A 16,553-nucleotide genomic window follows, 5' to 3' on the forward strand; every position below is an offset into this window, starting at 1 on the left:
GTCGCGGAAAACCGCCGGCGCGGCACCAAGGCCGCACCGGCGGTGAGGCATCAGGCGTCGGACCGCGCCAGCCGGTAGGCGGCGCCGCCCAGCGCGAGGACCGTCCAGCCGACGAAGACCAGCATCCCGGCCGTCGGCGCCAGCGTGGTGGCGTCGCGGGTCAGCGCGAACATCGCCTGCCCCGCGTTGCTGGGCAGGTACGGGCTGATGTCGCCCTGCCACGACTTCGGCAGCAGCGAGATCAGGCCCGGGATCAGCATCAGCGCGGCGACGAGGACCGAGATGCCACCGGCGACCGAGCGCAGGAGCGCACCGAGCGCCACCCCGATCACGCCGACCAGACCCAGGTAGAGCCCGGTGCCCAGCAGGCTGCGCAGCACGCCCGGGTCCGACAGCGACATCGCCGCGGGCGTCCCGGTCACGATGGCGTTGCCGAAGACGAAGGCGAGGAACGCGCCGACCGTGCCGACGAGCAGCGCGACGACGCCGAACACGGCCGACTTGGACCACAGCACCGGCAGCCGGCGCGGGACCCCGGTCAGCGTCGAGCGGATCATGCCGGTGGAGTACTCGCCGGCGGTCACGAGCACGCCGAGCACACCCAGCGCCAGCTGCGCGAAGTTCGTGCCGAAGAGCGACAGGCTCAACGCGGTGGCGCCGGCGAAGTCCGGGTCCATCGGCTGGCCCGAGCCGATGTTCGACTTGTACCGCGCGGCGGAGATCAGCCCGAACGCGACCAGGAACACCAGGCCGAGGCCCAGGGTGATCCAGGTGGAGCGCAGGGACCAGAGCTTGGTCCACTCCGAGCGCAGGACGTGGCGCCCGGTGACCCGGTAGACCGGGCGGACGGTGCGGGCGGGGGCTTCCGGGGTCAAGGTGGTCATGCCGCCCTCCCGAGCGCGTCGATGCCGGTGGTGACGCCGTGGTACTCGACGGCGTCGCGGGTCAGGTCCATGAAGGCCTCCTCGAGGGAGACGGTCCGAGCGGACAGCTCGAACAGTGTGATGCCGTGTTCGGCGGCCTTGGTGCCGATGACGCGCGCCGAGAGGCCCTTCACCTGCAGCTCCTCGGAACCGGTGCGGCCGGCGATCTCGACGCCGGGACCGGCCAGGACCTCGCGCAGGCGCGCCGGGTCCGCGGTGGCCACCTGGACGGTGTCGCCGCCGGCGTCGCGGACGAGGTCGTGCACGGTGGTGTCGGCGAGCAGCCGGCCCCGGCCGACGACGATGAGGTGCTCCGCGACCAGCGCCATCTCGCTCATCAGGTGCGAGGAGACGAACACGGTGCGCCCGTCGGCCGCGAGCCCGCTGAGCAGGTTGCGGATCCAGAGGACGCCCTCGGGGTCCAGGCCGTTGACCGGCTCGTCGAGCATGATCGTGGCCGGGTCGCCGAGCAGGGCCGCGGCGATCCCGAGCCGCTGGCCCATGCCGAGGGAGAAGCTCCCCGCGCGCTTCTTCGCCACGGACTGCAGTCCGGTCATCTCGATCACGTCGTCGACCCGCCGTCGCGGAATGCCGTGGGTTTGGGCCTGGGCGAGCAGGTGGTCGAACGCCGAACGTCCACTGTGGACGGATTTCGCTTCGAGCAGGACCCCGACCTCCTGCAGCGGCGAGGTGTGCTCGGCGTAGCGGCGGCCGTTGACCTTGACCGAACCGCTGGTCGGCGCGTCCAGTCCGACGATCATCCGCATCGTGGTGGACTTGCCCGCGCCGTTGGGCCCCAGGAACCCGGTGACGGTGCCCGGCCGGACGGTGAAGTCGAGGTGGTCGACCGCCGTCTTCTCCCCGTACCGCTTGGTCAGCTGGTGTGCCTCGATCATCGTTCATCCCCTGGATCCGCGGACCGGTCGCCCCGGGCCGTACTTCCTCAACGGTAGGAGGGGACTCGGGCCGCGACGTGGTACCGCGGGAGGCAATCCGGCGCGGCGAGTAGTACCGCGGTACGACAGCGCCGCACCGCCGGCTGTGCGACGTCAGGCACCGAACCGGCGTTGCCGCCCCGCGTAGTCGCGCAGGGCACGGAGGAAGTCGATCTCGCGGAAGGCCGGCCAGTAGGCGTCGCAGAAGTGGGCGGTGACGTCATCGACGGTCAGAGTGTCCGCGACCTGCGTGAGCGTGCTGCCCGAGGTCGCGCGTTCGATGAGGAGGTCGCGGAGGCCGTCGACGATCTCCTGGCGGCCGCCGTAGCCTGCTTGCGCAGGCGTCGGGTGTACAGGTCGTAGAGGGGAGCGGTGGCGGGCCGCGGGTGTCCTCGACCGTCAGGTGTGCGGCGAACCAGCCGATACCGGTCACGATCACCGCCATCGCGGCCACCCGGGCCTGGCGCTGGGCGACCGAGCGAGCGGGCCGGACGGCGGGGTGCAGCCACACGTCGGCCGCGCTCGTGAGCAGGTTCGGCCACGACCGGGGGTGGTTCCGGACCTCCGCCGTCAGGTCGGCCCCCAGCGGTCCCGAAACGCTCGCGGGTAGAGCCGGACCAGCCACTGGGCGACGGTCATGCCGGCCGGATGCCGAGCCGCCGGAGTCCGGCGTCGGCGACCCTGGCCATGGCGCGCAGTTCGCGCTCCAGGACGGTGCGTCCCTGATCGGTGATCTGCACCGGGCGCTGACGCCCTTCCCCGTCGAGGGCTTCGATCAGCCCTTTCGCCTCCAGGCGGGCGAGGGCGCCGTAGAGGCTGCCCGGCCCCAGCCGTTCTCCGGTCAGGTCGCCGATCGCGGTGTTGATGGCGTAGCCGTGCAGCGGGCCGTCGGTCAGCGCGTAGAGCACGAGGATCTGGGCGTCGTTCGGCATCCACGGCACACTGCTACGCGTCGAGTAGTACGCGCAACGTAGTAATGGGGGATCAGTCGGACTGGTGCCCCGTCTGCGCCGATTCGATGGTGCTGCCCGCCACGTTGGGCAGGCCCCGCCGCCACGGCGACGAGTTCGCCTTCGGTGATTCGGCCACCTGGGGGCAATCCGACGTCGTCACCGACACCACGACCCGGCTCTACGGTCCCGCGCTGATCCGGGCCTGGGACCGACTTCACCCGCGGCTGACCCACCGCATCGCCTGGGCCGGCCACGACGGTGCCCTGCCGATCATCGAAGGCACCGTGATCCGGCTGCAGGTCGAGCGCCTGCCCTCCGGCGCGACCGGCGAAACCCGTGTGGCTTTGGCACTCCCGAACCCTGGACCATCCCGAAACTTCGCTCGCCCGAGGCGGCCGACCGCTGGACCTGGCTGCTGCTGACCGCCTACACCCAGCTCCGCCTGGCCCGTGATCTCACAGCGGATCTGCGCCGCTCCTGGGAGAAACCCCGACCAGCCCACCGGCTCACCCCAGCGCGGGTCCGCCGAGGGTTTCGGAACCTGCGTCCACCGCTCGCCTGTCCGGCCGGTGTCCGAAACCTTCACAGCCCGGCCCCGGCCGTCCCGCCGGAACACCCAACCAACGGCCCGCGTCACGCCATGACGTCCATACCGTCACCAGTACGAACACCCGAAAACCTAGGCGCAGCAAGAACACCAAGTCGAGCAACCCACGCCCCCGTCGAACGGGTTGAAACTCAAGCTAGCCGCGCCACGGTGATTCCACGCCTATCCGCAACATCGACATGTGACCGGCTGGGTGCGGGGGCACGCGCCGGTAGACCGGATCGGTGAGGTAGCGGGCCGTGTAGATCGCGCGCGTGTGGGCCGCCCGACGCCGAGAGCGAAATTCTGGGTGTGCCTGCTCAAGGGCGTGGGCGACCCGTTTCACCATGGTCACCGGGCCGGCCGGATCACGCGTGCCGGGACCAGGTACTCGCATCCCAGCCAGGACAGCAGCGTCGGGGAGTTGTGCTCAGCCGAAGGAGTGGCAGCACCAGTCTCGCGGTCGGGACGCGTTACGGCCGTTCCTCCCAATTCAGTCAGTGTGAGACCGTCGGGCGCTGTGTTCCGTCGGATACGGCTGCAGGGCTAGGGCGGCGTAGGCGAGGTCTTGCAGGGCGATGCCGACCGAGTTGAACAGGGTGATCTGCTCGTGGCCCGTCCGTCCGGGTGCCAGTCCGGCCAGTACCGCGCCGAGTTCGTGCTGGAAGTCCTCCTCGGTCGTCGTGCCGTCGCGCAGCGACAGCAGGGCTTCGCCGGACTTGTGCAGCTGGATGGCGGTGCTGTCGACGAAGACGTCCGCGCGGGCCATGCCCTCGGAGTCGATCTCCCGGTGGTCGGGCCGGGGTGGCGCGCCGACGGCGTTGACGTGCAGCCCCGGCCGGAACCACGCGCCTTCGACGACGGGGACCCGGGACGGCGTCAGGGTGCAGAGCACGTCGGCTGTTTCGACAACCTGGCGCGCCCCCGAAGCCGTGATCACGTCGAGGGCCGGAACGCCGTCCGCGTGTTCCCGCCGGAGCAGCGCGCGGCGGAACTCGGCGACCCGGGCCGCGGAGCGGGACCAGACGACGACGGTGTCGATCGCCCGGACCGTGCGGATGGCGGCGACGTGCTCGACCGCGAGGGGCCCGGCGCCGACGAGTCCGAGTACGCGGGAATCGTTGCGGGCCAGCGTGTCCGTGGCCACGGCGCTGGCGGCCGCGGTCCGCATCCGGGTGCCGGTCCCGCCGTTCATGACGGCCAGGCGGGCGCCGGTCCGGGAGTCCAGCACCACCACGGTGGACTGCTGGGCCGGACCGTCGCCGTCCCGGTTGCCGGGTGCGTCGGTGAGGACCTTGACGACGGTCAGCCCGAGGCGGTGGGAGGTCGCCACCATCGGGAGCACGATGGTGGCGCCTGCCGTGGTGCTGATCGCCGGGATCGGCTGTTCGGCGAGCCCGAGAGCCAGGTCGAGGTGCGCGGTGCGGACGGCGTCGATCAGGTCGCCGAGGTCGACGAGCCCGGCCAGGTCGTCGTCCGGCAGGACCGCGGTCACCGGTAGGCCTTCATGAAGCTGTCGTCGGCCAGGTCGTCGTAGGCCGGGACCCGGGTGAGCATCGCGCTTTCGGCGAGCATCCGCATCCACCGGTCGCTGCCCGCGGGGTCGATCGCGACCGTTTCCCAGACCGCGCTCGCCGTCATCTGCCGGGTGGCGTCGCGCAGGATCCCGAGTTCCTTGCCCGGCCAGCGCGCGGTGAGGATCCCGTCGATCGTCGCCGCCGGTGTCGAGGGAAGGTTCTTCATGGCCGCGTCGATGCAGCCGACGAAACGGGTGAACCGCTCTCGCAGCTCCTCGACCCGGTCGGTGCGGCAGTAGTAGACGCTGTTGGGCATGATCCCGCCCTGGTCGAGGTTGCGGAACACGATCCGTCCCTGGCCGGTGGCTTCGAGTTCGAGTGCCGAGACGAGGTCGAGGATGATCGCGTCGCCCAGCCCGGCGCCGAACAGCTCGACCAGCATCGGTGTCGAGAGGTCCCGGACGAAGGTGACGTCGTCCGGGTCGGTGCCCGCCTCCCGGATCAGCCCGGCGGTGACCGCGTAGGGCGCGCTGCCGCCGATGCCGGGTGCGAGGACGACCTTGCCGGTCAGGTCGGCCAGGGTGAAGCTTTCGGGCGCGCCGCGGTGCACGATGGCCTTGGGCGCTTGGTGGTTGAGCTGGCAGACCACGGTCAGCGCGCGGCTGCTGCCGGTGTACATGCCGGGCACCCACAGCCCGCCCAGCGCGAGGTCGGCGTCGCCGGAAGCCAGGTCGTCCAGCACCCCGGTCCACGGGTCGCAGGCGCGGGCGGTCACCGCCAGGCCCGCGTCGCGGAACAGGCCGGTCGTGCCGGCGAGGTACTCGGGCAGGTAGTTGAGACCGTTGGCGGTCGCGGAGATGCGCAGGGTGTCCAAGGGATTTCTCCTTTTCGGGTCAGGCGACGGCGGCGGGGACGTCTTCGTTGATCTCTTCCAGCGTCCGGTCCCGGGTCTCGGGCGCGAACCGGGAAGCCAGGACGAGCAGGGCGTACATCACCGCGACCATGCCGAAGACCCCGGCGAGGCCGAACGCGGCGAAGAGGGCGACGGCGAGGAACGGCATGACCGCGCCGGCGATGTTGCCGATGCCGTTGACGATCGAGGTGCCGGTCGCGCGGATCGACGTCGGGTACAGCTCGGGCGACCAGACCGCGAGCGTCGTGTTGGTGATCATCGTGAAGAACTGGAACAGGGCGCCGAGAACGAGGATCAGGACCGTCGAGTCCCCGAAGGCCGCGAACGCCGCGGCGGTGACGCAGCCGAGCGCGCCCGCGCCGCCGACGGCAGAGCGCCGGCCGACCCGTCCGGCCAGCAACGCGGCGGCGCAGGCGCCGAGCAGCGACCCGACGTTCATGATCATGGTGAAGAGCAGGCTGTCCGAAATGGAGTATCCGCGCTCCACGAGCAGCGTCGGCATCAGGAAGTTGAGGGTGACCTGCGCGCCGAAGGCCATCCAGGACGCGGCGCCGATCGAGAGCGTGCGGGGCAGGACGGCGCGGGCGAACACGGCCGCGGGGGAGGACTTGAGCTGGCGAGCGGGCACGTCCGCCATGGTCAGCGGGCCGCCGACCGGCGTCGCCGCGGTGCGCTTCAGAGAGCGGGAAGCCAAGATCGCGAGCGAGTGGTTGGCGTCCTCGACGCGGCCCTTGGCGAGCAGGAACCGCGGCGTCTCCGGGAGGCGGCGCCGGTAGAGGACCACCAGCAGCGCGGGGAGCGCGAGGAACAGGAAGGTCCAGCGCCACACGAGGTGGTCGCCGCCGAGTGCCGGGGCGAGCGGGCCGAGGAGCAGGAAGAACAGCCCGTAGGACAGGAAGTTGCCGACGCCGCCGGAGCCGATGTTGAGCGTCGCGACCAGCGCGCCCCGGTGCCGGGTGGCGACCATCTCGGCGAGCATCGCGATGCCGATGGTGAACTCGCCGCCCAGTCCGATGCCGACGACGAAACGGCTGGCCAGCATCATCTCGTAGTTCACGGCGGCCGCGCTGAGCAGCCCGCCGAGGGTGTAGAGCAGCAGGTTCAGCGACAGCGCCGCGCGGCGGCCGTACCGGTCGGCGAGCCACCCGCCGGCGAGCCTGCCGACGAGCCCGCCGAGCACGGTGGCGGTGTTGATCGCGGTCAGCTGGGTGTCGGTGATCCCGAGCGCGAGCTTGAGGTTGGCGCCCATCGCGCCGACGGAGTTCTGTTCGAGGGTGTCGAAGAACATCCCGGCGAGGATGAGCATGAGCACCCAGAACTGGGCGCGGCTGAAGCCGATGCGGTCGAGGTGCAGGGCGAGGGTGCCGGGGGTGGCGCGCTCCGGGGTGTGGGTCGAGGTCATGGGCTGAGCTCCCATCGGGAGAGACGGCCAAGCAACGAACCCCTGTTTTGTATACGAGACTTATTGCCGCGACGTTACCACGCGTGCCAGCGACGTGAACTAGTCGAGCTGTGGAGATCTTTTGTATACGAGTCAGTCTGACGAGATGCTCTGACGGCGGTAGATCATCTCGTCCTTGAGGATGTGCTCGCCCATCAGGTAGCCCGCCTGGACCGGGGACCCGCCGAGGATCGCGGTGGCGATCGCGGCGTGGTCGGCCCACGACGTGTCGATGCGGTCCTCGATCTCGAGCTCGAATCCCCACGAGATCCGGCGCAGCAGCTCGTCGAGCATGCGGGCCAGCTCGGCGTTGCCCGACGCGCGGGCGACCACCTCGTGGAACTCCATGATCAGCGGTGGGAGCTCATTCACGGCGCCGTCCTCGCCGGCCTGGCGCCCGCGCGCCACGACCGCCCGCAGGTGCTCGGCCTGATCCCCGCCCCGGGCTTCCGCCGCGAGGGTGGCGGCGAGGACTTCCAGGCCGCGCCGGACCTGCATCAGCTCGACGACGTCGTGCTGGGACCGGGCGGAGACGGTCGCGCCCTTGTACTTCTCGGTGTTGATGAAGCCTTCGCTCTCGAGCTGGAGCAGGGCTTCGCGGATCGGGACGCGGGAGACCCCGAAGCGGGTGGCGATGGCCTCTTCCTTCAGGCGCGTCCCCGCGGCGATCGTGCCGTCGATGATCTCCGCACGCAGCACCGTCACGACCGAATTCGACTTGGCGACCACGAAACGAGGATAGGGGAACCGGTGAACTCGCGCTGCCGGTCCAGGTGCAGCGTCGTTCGTGGTTGCGTTGGCCAGGAGAAAGGTCCCGCACGAGTGATCCGGTTCGACCGCCTGAGGCGTCGACCAGGACGGGTTCGGAGTGGCCGCCGTTGGCGAGTCTGGTGTCGCCATTGGCGGGGTTGATGCGGGCCGGCAGCACGGTCGCCATGAGGCCGGTCGTGATCGCGGCGAGGGTGGGGGTGATCAGGTCGGGGCAAAGTGGTAGTCGATCAGTTGCGTAGAGTTGGTGGCTGATCGAAGGTCTATGTCCACGATTCCCGATGAGCACAACGAGGAGATTCCCCCAGTGGCTGAACACAAGTGGTGGGTCAGTGTCAATGCGGCCAACTTCAACGACGCACGTAAAGACGTTGAGGCGAACACCGACACGCTGATGTACCTGCCCTACGTCGCACTGAGTGAAGACGGTGAGATCGAGGACTTCCACACGCGCTTCCCCGAGGTGGACTGGATGGCACTCGACGAGTGTCTCCAGGACAACGAGGTCAGCGGCGCTGAGCTGTGGTTCGCCGAAATTGCGCCGTCGGAAAACCCTGGCGACCCGGTCAACAAAAGTGACCTTCGCCCTTACCTTGAGGTCTCGGGCGGCGTGGTCCTTCGTATGAAAGCCGCGCGGACCTCCCGCGTCATGCGCTACCTCGCCACCGTGGTCTGATCTCACCTCGCGTGAGACCCCGCACCCCACCTCCCGAGACGGTTGACCCGGCGGGCCCGCCACGGGTGCGCCGCATCGCGTCAACCGTCTCGGGAGGTGGCGCGGGTCATGCTGTCGGCCGGCAGCGCGTGCCCGTCGACACTGCCCCTCCACGCCAGTGGCGCGCCCGAAGACCAGAGGGCATGACGCTGTCGCTGGTCACAGGCACCTCCTGAGCGCGACCGGGAGGGACGAGTTGACGCCGAGCGCGACCGAGGTGCCGGTGACCGCGCGGTCGCGGACTGGGCACCCGGCCACTCCGCCTTGGCGGACCGGCTCGGCGCTGTCGGTGAGGACACCGACAGCGTGCGGCGGGAGGCCGCCGATCATTCGTCGCAACCACCAAACTTGAGTCACGAGGCTCTCACCGGTGTTGCGCCGGCAACGTTCGCTCAGCTGGGTGGTTCCGTCTCCCCGGCACTCTCCTCGACATCCTGGGAGTCGGGCTCTTTGCGTTCGGCTCCCGGTACGTCGACGTCCAAGTCGACGTCAGGGCTGCCGGGAGTGCGGGGTACGTCGGGGGTGATGGGTCCGTCGTCTGTTTCGGTCATGGAGGGGGACTACCCGAAGAGCACCTGGGGCACGCGTCAGAGACGGTAGGGGGCTGAAGACCAGGTCTTCTCAAGCCGGCGGTCGGCAGAGCCACGGCATCGCGGACGATGCCGGGTGCGGAACCTTTCCTGGCTTCATCGGCCAGCCGGGCTCGACCGTCCGGTCGCCGGCGTCTTGACGAGCGGCTTCCGGAATCGACGCGCCCAAGAACAACGCCGAGTGGCTGGGTTCGGCCAGCACCGCGCGCGGTAATTCCAGCGCAGTGTGTGCCGTTCACCGTCCACACAGGCCAGCAGGATTTGGCGGGCGGTTACTGATGGGGGACAGGATGCGGTGCAGGGCCACGGCGATGGCCCAGGAAACCCGAGGACGAGGTTGATACAAGGGGCGGCGTCCGGCCCGCCGGGGGCATCGAGCGCAGGTCGGCAAAGCCGGTCCCAGGTCTCTGGCGAAACTCACCGGCGCCGGGCGCACCTTGCTCGGGAGTGGCTACCGCCGAGGTTGCTTGGGTTTCTCCGCCTTTTTCGATTCTTTCGCAGCCTGCTTTGATTCTTTCGCAGCCTGCTTTGCTGCCCGCTTCGCTGCTTGCTTGTCCGTCGCGGCTGTCCCACCGGCGCTGGTGGTCCCGGTCTGTCGCCCTGCCGCCGCGTCGCCCACGGACGACGACTCCGGCGTGGGTGGCACCGAGGTGAGCTGCGCCTCCGACGAGGACCGCCGTTCACCGCCGGCCGGTACGTCCACCGCGGGCCGCGTTCCCACCGGTTGCGAGGTCGAGCCTTCGGCACCAGTCGCCGGAGGCGCGGGCGCGATGTCGGACGTGCTCGCGCCGATCGCGACCGTCGTGACGAGCGCCGCGCTCGCGGCCGCCATCTTCGTCGCCGTGGCCCACGAAAGCGCGGAGGCCCCGGTGCTCGCAGCCGCTCCGGACGAGGCGACGGAGCCGGAAGCCGTCAGCCAGTGCGTTACGACCGGGATACCCAAGATGAGCGGCGCGACGGCGACGGGCAGTTCCTGATTGAGCTCCCGGAGGCCGGCGGCCAGCTTCCGGCAGTCCGGGCAGCGATCCAGATGGGTCGTGATCCGGTGCGCCTTGCGGTCGCCGACGGCGTCGCGCACCCAGCGGGCGAGCTGGCCGGAGACGACCCGGCAGGTGCGCCGCCGCACCTCGGGGAGGTGCTGGCCCAGGTACGCCTGCCGCAGTCCTTCCCGGGCGCGGTAGGCCAGCGCGGCGACGCCGTTGGGCGTCATCCCGAATTCTTCGGCGATCTTGGCCAGCGACTCGCCCTCGATCTCGGTTCGCCACAGCACCGCCCGCCACCGTTCCGGCAAGCTCGCGAACGCCCCCGCGGCGACGGTGCCGTGCATCCGGCTGTCCACCGGCTCGTCACTGCCTTCGCTCGGCAGAACGTCCGGCACCTCGGCGACCAGCGAGAGCACGGAGTCGCGCCGCCGCCAGCTGATCAGCGTGTTCCGGATGGTCGTGAGCAGATACGACCGGAATTCCTCGTCCGGGCCCTCTCCCGACCGCAGGATCCGCAGCACGCGGGTGAATCCTTCGGCGACGAGGTCGTCCCGCTCCGCCTCGCCCGACGCGATCGTGGCCGCCACCCGGCGGGCCGCGACCAGGTGCCGGTCATAGAGCCGGCCGTACGCGGCGTTGTCCCCGCCGCGCACCGCCCGGATCAAGACCGCGTCACTCGGGACGTCCACCGTCCCAGCGGTCGCCGGTGCCACCTCGGTCACCCCCAGCCTCGCTCGTGCGCTTGCACGTGCACAACGATCCGCGATCGTCGTACAACGGGAGCCCCCGCGCAAGGTCTCGGCCGTGGAAGTCCCGTTTCTTCCGCGGCGAGGGCCCCTGACCCGTGTCTTGTCAGGTGACCGAGCACTCCGGCGCGGTTTCCGCCGTGTCGTTGCCCGTCGTGACCGGGCGGGTAGAGACGCAGTGCGGTGACCACCGCGCACGTGTTCGTTGGCGCGACGTCGGCGGCCGTTGTCCGGCCTGTTGGCCGCTCAGCTCATCTCGGTGCTGGGCACGTCGATGTCGGCGTTGGCGATCCCCTGGCTGGTGCTCACCTCAACTCGGAGCCCGGCGAATCTACGTACTGGGCAACGCCGCCGCAGCCGTCGCGATATGCGCCATTCCGGCGCTTTACGCCGTCGACCTTGTCCCCTTGGGTGCGCTCGCCGGTTTGGTGGCCGCCGCCGGCGCGGTTCGGGGCCTCGCCGACTGCGCTGGGCAGGTCCTGGTGCCCGGCACTGCAGGTCTCGGGCGATACCCCTGGAACGCGCCGCCGGGCTGCACGGCAGCGTGAGCCAGACCGGCCTGTTCGTAGGCGCCCTGGCGGCCGGGGTCTTGGTCACTGTCCTCGGCGCACCGACGGTCGTGCTCGTCGACGGCATCAGCTTCGCGCTCGCCGCCGTACTCGTGGCCCTGTTCGTCCCCGTGGCCGCTCAGCTACAACAGGCGGAACGGCAACTGCTTTCTCGTCCGCGCCGCCACTGCGCGCGGGGTCTACGAAAGCCTGCCGAAGGCCGTCCGCGGCGCCACCTGCACCCGCTGAACGCGCGTGGCCGGAAGCGGCCGGCGGCGGCGAAGTCACGGCTACGGCGGGCGGTCCGCCCGCCGTTGCCGTGTCGTAGTTGCCGCTCAAGGAGCTGTGGTCACCGGCCCCCAGCGATCGACGACGGGCGCGACTGCCCGCTACAAGGGGAGCGTCGCCGCCGGGCGCTGAGCGCTACCAGAGCCGCCGACCACGTCAGCGTGCCCTGGCGGCATCGAGCCCAGCAGTCGATGGCGTAGGTGCTCTACGGAACAGGCCTCGCTCGGCGCGTACACACTGTCCGGGTATACCGAAGTCGAGGACGCGAGCGGAACTTGCGCTTCACCAACTCCGTCTGCAACAGGTTCGGCGGCACGGATCAGGGAATGGTGGCCGTCAGGAAGTGGATGGCGTTGTCGATCTCCAGGTCGATCAACCGCTGCGCCTCGATGGTGCGGTTGTCGAAGATCCCGGTGAGCTCGAGACTGACGATCCCGTGGATCCGCGTCCAGATCACGATGGCGGCGATCGCGGCGCGGGGTGCGGTGTCCGGCCTCTCCTGCGCCTGCGCCCATTGCCGCAGCTGCCCGTCGAGGGTGCGGTCACCGGTGGTGCTTTCGGCCGGTGCGGTGTCCTGGATGGCCACCAGCAGGTCGACGAGCAGGGCCATCGCCTGGTCCAGCGGAGTCTGTGCGGGTGTCTTCCCGGGCACGTCGTCAGTGCGCTCGGCGAAGAGCATTCCGTAGCGTCGTCGGTGGCTCAGTGCCCAGTCGCGGTAGGCGGCGATCAGGAGCCGTACTCGTGTGCGCGGTGCTCGCCGGGTGCCCTCGGCGGCCTGGCTCATCGCGGTGGCGAGCTGCTGGTAGGACAAGGTGACCAGGTGCGCGATCAGCGCGTCCCGTGAGGGGAAGTAGCGGTACACCGCCGGAGCGGACATCGCCATGCTGCGGGCCAGCGCGGCGATGGTCAGCGCGTGTACGCCCTCGGCGTCGATGATCGCGAACGAGGAGTCCTCGATCTCCTGGAACGTCTGGGCCCGGAGACGTTCACGCCGGTTCAGCGCCGGCGGCTGGTTGGTCATCATCGCATCGTAACGGACCGTATCTAGGTCGACGGGTAGTCCAATCTGTTATGGGTAGTCACGCTGTGGCGCCGTACCGGTGGCGCAGGCTGCCCAGCATCGCTTCGATCTCGGTCCGGTAGAGCAACGCGGTGTCGATCCCGGTGGCGGCCAGGTGCCCGCCCAGTTCGAGGCTGATCAGGCCGTGCAGCCGACTCCACCAGACCAGCCCGAAGTGCAGGATGCCGGCCGGGAGGGAGCGCTGGTCGCCGCCGTTCCAGCGCCGGATCTGCTGGTCCAGTGCGGCCGGGAGCGGCAAAGCGGGTGGCTCCCCGGCTTCGGCCACGACGCCCAGGAACACGTCCATGCACCGTTGCGCGGCTGACGCGATGCGGTCGGCGGCCTGATCGCGGGCCGAGCCGTAGGTCGTCTCATAGGCCAGGTGGTAGGCGTGAGGCTGGGCCAGCGCCCAGTCACGGTAGGCGTCGGCGACCGCGCCGACCCGCGCCGAAGCGCACCTCTCCCGGGCGGAGGCGGCTTCGAGGGCATCCGCGAGGGCCAGGTGGATATCGACCGCCAGGTCGGCCAGGAGTTCGTCGCGGCCGGCGAAGTAGCGGTACAGCGCCGGCGCGGACATCGCCATGCTGCGCGCGATCGCGTTGAGCGACACCGCCTCCGCGCCACCCTCGCGCAGCTGGTCCATGGCGGCGGCCTTGATCTCGGCCACCGTCTGGAGCCGGTATCGCTCGCGCCGGGTCGGCTCCTGCTCGGGCATCGTGCAGCACCTCGTCTCATGCTATGGGTTGACGCAGTATGACATAGCAATGCATAGTTACGACCATTAACAGAGCAACTGAGCGTCGCACTACCTTCAGGAGTCAGCCATGACCGAGACGAACATCCCCATCGAGGCCACCGTGACCACCACCGAAGTGGTGCTGCCGGGCAAGGTCGACCCGTCCGGGTTCCAGGTGCTCCAGCGCTCACTGCCGGCGCCCGCGGCCGGCCAGGCCCTGATGCGCGTCGAATCCACTGCGGTTTCCTTCGCCGAGAGCGCGATGCGCCGCGGCCGCTACTACGGCCAGCCGGAATTCCCGTTCGTGCCCGGGTACGACCTCGTCGGCGTCGTCGAGGCGGTCGGCCCGGACGTGGACCGCGCCCTGATCGGCAAGCGATTCGCTGCCCTGACCAAGACCGGCGCCTGGGCCACCGCCGTCCTGCTGCCCGCCGCCGACCTGGTGCCGGTCCCCGACGGCGTGAGCGCCGACGAGGCGGAGACACTGACGGTCAACGGGCTGACCGCCTACCAGATGCTGCACCACGTCGCGAAGGTGAAAGCCGGGCAGACCGTGCTCGTGCTGGGCGTCGGCGGAGGCGTCGGCACCCTGCTCGCCCAGCTCGCCCGCCACGCGGGAGCGCGGGTGATCGGCACGGCGAGCCCCCGTCACCACGAGGCCCTGCGTGAACTGGGTGTCGAGCCGGTCGACTACCGGGATCCCGACGTGTCCGCCCGGATCCGCGAACTCGTTCCCGACGGTGTGGACGCCGTGTTCGACCACCTCGGCGGGGCGAGCATCTCCCGCTCCTACCGATTGCTCAACAGCACCGGGACCCTCATCTGTTACAGCATCGCGAGCAAGCTCGACGACAGTACTCCCGTGGTGCTCAGCTTCCTGCACGTGCTGACGAAACTGACGTTCTGGAACTACTTGCCCACCCGCAAGCACGCGAGCTTCTTCGACGTGTGGGCGGGCGCGGGCAAGCCGGACTCGGCGAAGCGCGAGGCGTTCCGCATCCGGATCCGGATCCGCACCGATCTCACCCACGTCTTCGGGCTTCTGCGCGACGGGGTGCTCACCGCGAAGATCGCCGCCCGCTATCCGCTCACCGAAGTGGCGACGGCCATGGAACTCTCCGAGTCCTCCGGCCGGACCACCCTCGGCAAGATCGTCCTCGTGCCGTGAAAGAGCCCGTAGTCACGCGGCAGCGGACCAGAACGTCAGCGGCGCCGGCGGGGGTTGCCGTCACGCTCGTGCTCAGTGCGCTGGTGTACGCGATCAGCGAGACCGTCACCGCTCGCGCCTGGTCAACACCGGTCTACAGCTACAGCGCGAACTACATCAGCGACTTGGGAAACCCGCAATGTGCTCTGTACGACGGGCGGACAGTCTGTTCTCCGTTGCACGCACTGATGAACTGGGGGTTCGTCGCCCAGGGACTGCTGCTGGCCTGTGCCGTGCTGCTGGTCGGCCGGGTGGTTCGGGGCCGGACGCGAGCGGTGGTGCTCGGCATCGGCGCGGCGACCACCGCGGGCTTCGTGCTGACCGGAGCCACGCACAGTTCCCCCGATGCGGTGGCGCAGGGCACGTTGTGGCTGCACTACGCGGGCGCGACGATGGCGATCCTCGGCGGCAACGTGCTGGCGATCGTCCTCAGCCGTCAACGGCGCCAGCTGAGGATCCCCAGGGCCGTCGGCGTGGCGGGCGTCGTGCTGGGTGCCGCGGGCATCGTTGCCGCCTTGACGTGGTTGGCGACGTTCGGTGTGGTTCCACCAGGCATCCCGGAACGGACCGCCGTGTACGCCTTCGTGCTGTGGCAGCTCCTGGTCGGCGGGTTTCTCCTGCACGTCACCCAACCGTTTCGCGCCCTGCTCTCCCGGCCATCGCGTGCTGACAGCTGACCTTTCCCTTCACCCGCAAGGAATCCAGTACCATGAAGATCATCGTGTCCGGCGCGTCCGGTCTCATCGGCGGCCGGCTCGTCGCGCGCCTGCGAGCGCGCGGCGACGACGTGACGACGCTTTCCCGTTCCGCGAGCACCGTCCCGTCCGTGTCACAGTGGGATCCGCTTTCCGGACCCGCCCCGATCGAGGCGCTCGCCGGCCGGGACGCCGTCGTCCACCTGGCGGGCGAACCCCTCGGCCAGCGCCTGACCGACGAGGTCAAGGACCGTGTCCGGCGCTCGCGCGTGTCCGGCACCCGCAACCTGGTCGAAGGCCTGCGGGCCACTCCCGAATCGGAACGGCCCCGGGTCCTCGTCTCCAGCTCGGGCGTCGCCTACTACGGTCCGCGCGGCGATGAGGAGGTCACCGAGGAGGCGCCGGCGGGGGAGACGTTCCTCTCGAAGGTTTCCCTCGAGTGGGAGCGCGAAGCGGCCAAGGCGGCCGAGTTCGGTGTCCGCGTGGTGAGGATGCGCACCGGTGTCGTCCTCGACGCCTCGGGCGGGACCCTGAAGTCACTGCTCGCGACCTACCGCGCCGGTTTGGGTGGGCCGATCGCGGGAGGTGCGTTCGCTGTGCCGTGGATCCACCTCGACGACATCGTGGGGTTGTACATCAAGGCGATCGACGACGCGTCGTGGAGCGGCGCCTACAACGGCACGGCACCCGAACCGGTCACCCAGCGGGAGTTCTCGAAGGCGCTGGGACGGGCACTGCACCGGCCCGCCGTGGTGCCGATGCCCGGATTCGCGCTCAGGATGGCGCTCGGCGAGATGGCGGACATGGTGACCACGGGCCAGCGCGCCGTTCCCCGCCGGGCACTCGATGGCGGTTACGTCTACGCGTACCCGCAGTTGGACGCGGCGTTGACGGCGGCGTTGAACCCTCCGAAGGAAAAGTCATGACGACCGCCGCGCTTCAGACGTCA

At 70.0% G+C, this 16,553-nt stretch carries 17 protein-coding genes; 5 read left to right on the forward strand and 12 right to left on the reverse strand.

What is annotated here, in order from left to right:
• Nucleotides 1-50: 50 nt before the first annotated feature.
• From OHS58_RS09925 to OHS58_RS09940, 4 genes are all read right to left on the reverse strand, one after another.
• Complete coding sequence (locus tag OHS58_RS09925; RefSeq protein WP_328648004.1) at nt 51-884, reverse strand: ABC transporter permease; 834 nt, start codon at nt 882-884, stop codon at nt 51-53.
• Nucleotides 881-1,819 (reverse strand): ABC transporter ATP-binding protein, encoded by a 939-nt coding sequence (locus tag OHS58_RS09930; RefSeq protein ID WP_326952919.1) that lies wholly within the window; start codon nt 1,817-1,819, stop codon nt 881-883. The genes OHS58_RS09925 and OHS58_RS09930 overlap by 4 nt, the downstream gene beginning before the upstream one ends.
• Nucleotides 1,820-1,972: 153 nt before the next feature.
• The gene (locus OHS58_RS09935) at nt 1,973-2,167 is read right to left on the reverse strand and encodes an undecaprenyl diphosphate synthase family protein (RefSeq protein WP_328649786.1); all 195 of its coding nucleotides are present in this window, start codon (nt 2,165-2,167) and stop codon (nt 1,973-1,975) included.
• Nucleotides 2,168-2,493: 326 nt separating this feature from the next.
• On the reverse strand, nt 2,494-2,790 hold the full coding sequence (locus OHS58_RS09940; RefSeq protein WP_328648005.1) for a PadR family transcriptional regulator: 297 nt from the start codon (nt 2,788-2,790) through the stop codon (nt 2,494-2,496).
• Between the two features lie 86 nt (nt 2,791-2,876).
• Between OHS58_RS09940 and OHS58_RS09945 the strand changes: the two genes are divergently transcribed.
• The gene (locus tag OHS58_RS09945; protein WP_328648006.1) at nt 2,877-3,233 is read left to right on the forward strand and encodes a hypothetical protein; all 357 of its coding nucleotides are present in this window, start codon (nt 2,877-2,879) and stop codon (nt 3,231-3,233) included.
• 657 nt (nt 3,234-3,890) lie between these two features.
• On the opposite strand, the gene OHS58_RS09950 is transcribed toward OHS58_RS09945, so the two are convergent.
• From OHS58_RS09950 to OHS58_RS09965, 4 genes are all read right to left on the reverse strand, one after another.
• Entirely contained in the window at nt 3,891-4,892 is a 1,002-nt protein-coding gene (locus OHS58_RS09950) for an ornithine cyclodeaminase family protein (protein ID WP_328648007.1), read from the reverse strand.
• Nucleotides 4,889-5,788, reverse strand: a complete 900-nt coding sequence (locus tag OHS58_RS09955; protein WP_328648008.1) for an ABC transporter substrate-binding protein — start codon at nt 5,786-5,788, stop codon at nt 4,889-4,891. The genes OHS58_RS09950 and OHS58_RS09955 overlap by 4 nt, the downstream gene beginning before the upstream one ends.
• Nucleotides 5,789-5,807: 19 nt before the next feature.
• Entirely contained in the window at nt 5,808-7,229 is a 1,422-nt protein-coding gene (locus OHS58_RS09960) for an MFS transporter (RefSeq protein ID WP_326950090.1), read from the reverse strand.
• Nucleotides 7,230-7,361: 132 nt separating this feature from the next.
• The gene (locus OHS58_RS09965; RefSeq protein WP_328648009.1) at nt 7,362-7,997 is read right to left on the reverse strand and encodes a GntR family transcriptional regulator; all 636 of its coding nucleotides are present in this window, start codon (nt 7,995-7,997) and stop codon (nt 7,362-7,364) included.
• Between the two features lie 346 nt (nt 7,998-8,343).
• Here OHS58_RS09965 and OHS58_RS09970 point away from each other — a divergent pair, with 346 nt between their 5' ends.
• Nucleotides 8,344-8,712 carry a hypothetical protein gene (locus OHS58_RS09970; RefSeq protein ID WP_328648010.1) on the forward strand — a complete coding sequence of 123 codons (369 nt, stop codon included), beginning with the start codon at nt 8,344-8,346 and terminating at the stop codon, nt 8,710-8,712.
• Between the two features lie 198 nt (nt 8,713-8,910).
• Here OHS58_RS09970 and OHS58_RS09975 read toward each other — a convergent pair whose 3' ends face one another.
• The 4 genes from OHS58_RS09975 to OHS58_RS09990 form a co-directional block, all read right to left on the reverse strand.
• Nucleotides 8,911-9,090: a hypothetical protein gene (locus tag OHS58_RS09975; protein WP_328648011.1), complete on the reverse strand. Its 180-nt coding sequence runs from the start codon at nt 9,088-9,090 to the stop codon at nt 8,911-8,913.
• Nucleotides 9,091-9,792: 702 nt separating this feature from the next.
• On the reverse strand, nt 9,793-11,046 hold the full coding sequence (locus OHS58_RS09980) for a sigma-70 family RNA polymerase sigma factor (RefSeq protein ID WP_328648012.1): 1,254 nt from the start codon (nt 11,044-11,046) through the stop codon (nt 9,793-9,795).
• A 1,179-nt stretch (nt 11,047-12,225) separates the two neighbouring features.
• On the reverse strand, nt 12,226-12,927 hold the full coding sequence (locus tag OHS58_RS09985) for a TetR/AcrR family transcriptional regulator (protein WP_328648013.1): 702 nt from the start codon (nt 12,925-12,927) through the stop codon (nt 12,226-12,228).
• 58 nt (nt 12,928-12,985) lie between these two features.
• Nucleotides 12,986-13,681 carry a TetR/AcrR family transcriptional regulator gene (locus OHS58_RS09990; RefSeq protein WP_328648014.1) on the reverse strand — a complete coding sequence of 232 codons (696 nt, stop codon included), beginning with the start codon at nt 13,679-13,681 and terminating at the stop codon, nt 12,986-12,988.
• Between the two features lie 109 nt (nt 13,682-13,790).
• Between OHS58_RS09990 and OHS58_RS09995 the strand changes: the two genes are divergently transcribed.
• The 3 genes from OHS58_RS09995 (at nt 13,791) to OHS58_RS10005 (ending at nt 16,530) form a co-directional block, all read left to right on the forward strand.
• Nucleotides 13,791-14,870 carry a medium chain dehydrogenase/reductase family protein gene (locus OHS58_RS09995; RefSeq protein ID WP_328648015.1) on the forward strand — a complete coding sequence of 360 codons (1,080 nt, stop codon included), beginning with the start codon at nt 13,791-13,793 and terminating at the stop codon, nt 14,868-14,870.
• A 68-nt stretch (nt 14,871-14,938) separates the two neighbouring features.
• The gene (locus tag OHS58_RS10000; protein ID WP_328648016.1) at nt 14,939-15,586 is read left to right on the forward strand and encodes a DUF998 domain-containing protein; all 648 of its coding nucleotides are present in this window, start codon (nt 14,939-14,941) and stop codon (nt 15,584-15,586) included.
• Between the two features lie 32 nt (nt 15,587-15,618).
• On the forward strand, nt 15,619-16,530 hold the full coding sequence (locus OHS58_RS10005; RefSeq protein ID WP_328648017.1) for a TIGR01777 family oxidoreductase: 912 nt from the start codon (nt 15,619-15,621) through the stop codon (nt 16,528-16,530).
• Nucleotides 16,531-16,553: the final 23 nt, after the last annotated feature.

The sequence above is a fragment of the Amycolatopsis sp. NBC_00348 genome, from assembly GCF_036114655.1.
GTDB lineage: Bacteria > Actinomycetota > Actinomycetes > Mycobacteriales > Pseudonocardiaceae > Amycolatopsis.

Bases quoted from the DNA above. Each gene is read 5' to 3' on its own strand.
- OHS58_RS09995 (WP_328648015.1), top strand. From the start codon at position 13,791: ATGACCGAGACGAACATCCCCATCGAGGCCACCGTGACCACCACCGAA.
- OHS58_RS09930 (WP_326952919.1), bottom strand. From the start codon at position 1,819: ATGATCGAGGCACACCAGCTGACCAAGCGGTACGGGGAGAAGACGGCG.
- OHS58_RS09940 (WP_328648005.1), bottom strand. From the start codon at position 2,790: ATGCCGAACGACGCCCAGATCCTCGTGCTCTACGCGCTGACCGACGGC.
- OHS58_RS09945 (WP_328648006.1), top strand. From the start codon at position 2,877: ATGGTGCTGCCCGCCACGTTGGGCAGGCCCCGCCGCCACGGCGACGAG.
- OHS58_RS09960 (WP_326950090.1), bottom strand. From the start codon at position 7,229: ATGACCTCGACCCACACCCCGGAGCGCGCCACCCCCGGCACCCTCGCC.
- OHS58_RS09925 (WP_328648004.1), bottom strand. From the start codon at position 884: ATGACCACCTTGACCCCGGAAGCCCCCGCCCGCACCGTCCGCCCGGTC.
- OHS58_RS10005 (WP_328648017.1), top strand. From the start codon at position 15,619: ATGAAGATCATCGTGTCCGGCGCGTCCGGTCTCATCGGCGGCCGGCTC.
- OHS58_RS09990 (WP_328648014.1), bottom strand. From the start codon at position 13,681: ATGCCCGAGCAGGAGCCGACCCGGCGCGAGCGATACCGGCTCCAGACG.
- OHS58_RS09985 (WP_328648013.1), bottom strand. From the start codon at position 12,927: ATGACCAACCAGCCGCCGGCGCTGAACCGGCGTGAACGTCTCCGGGCC.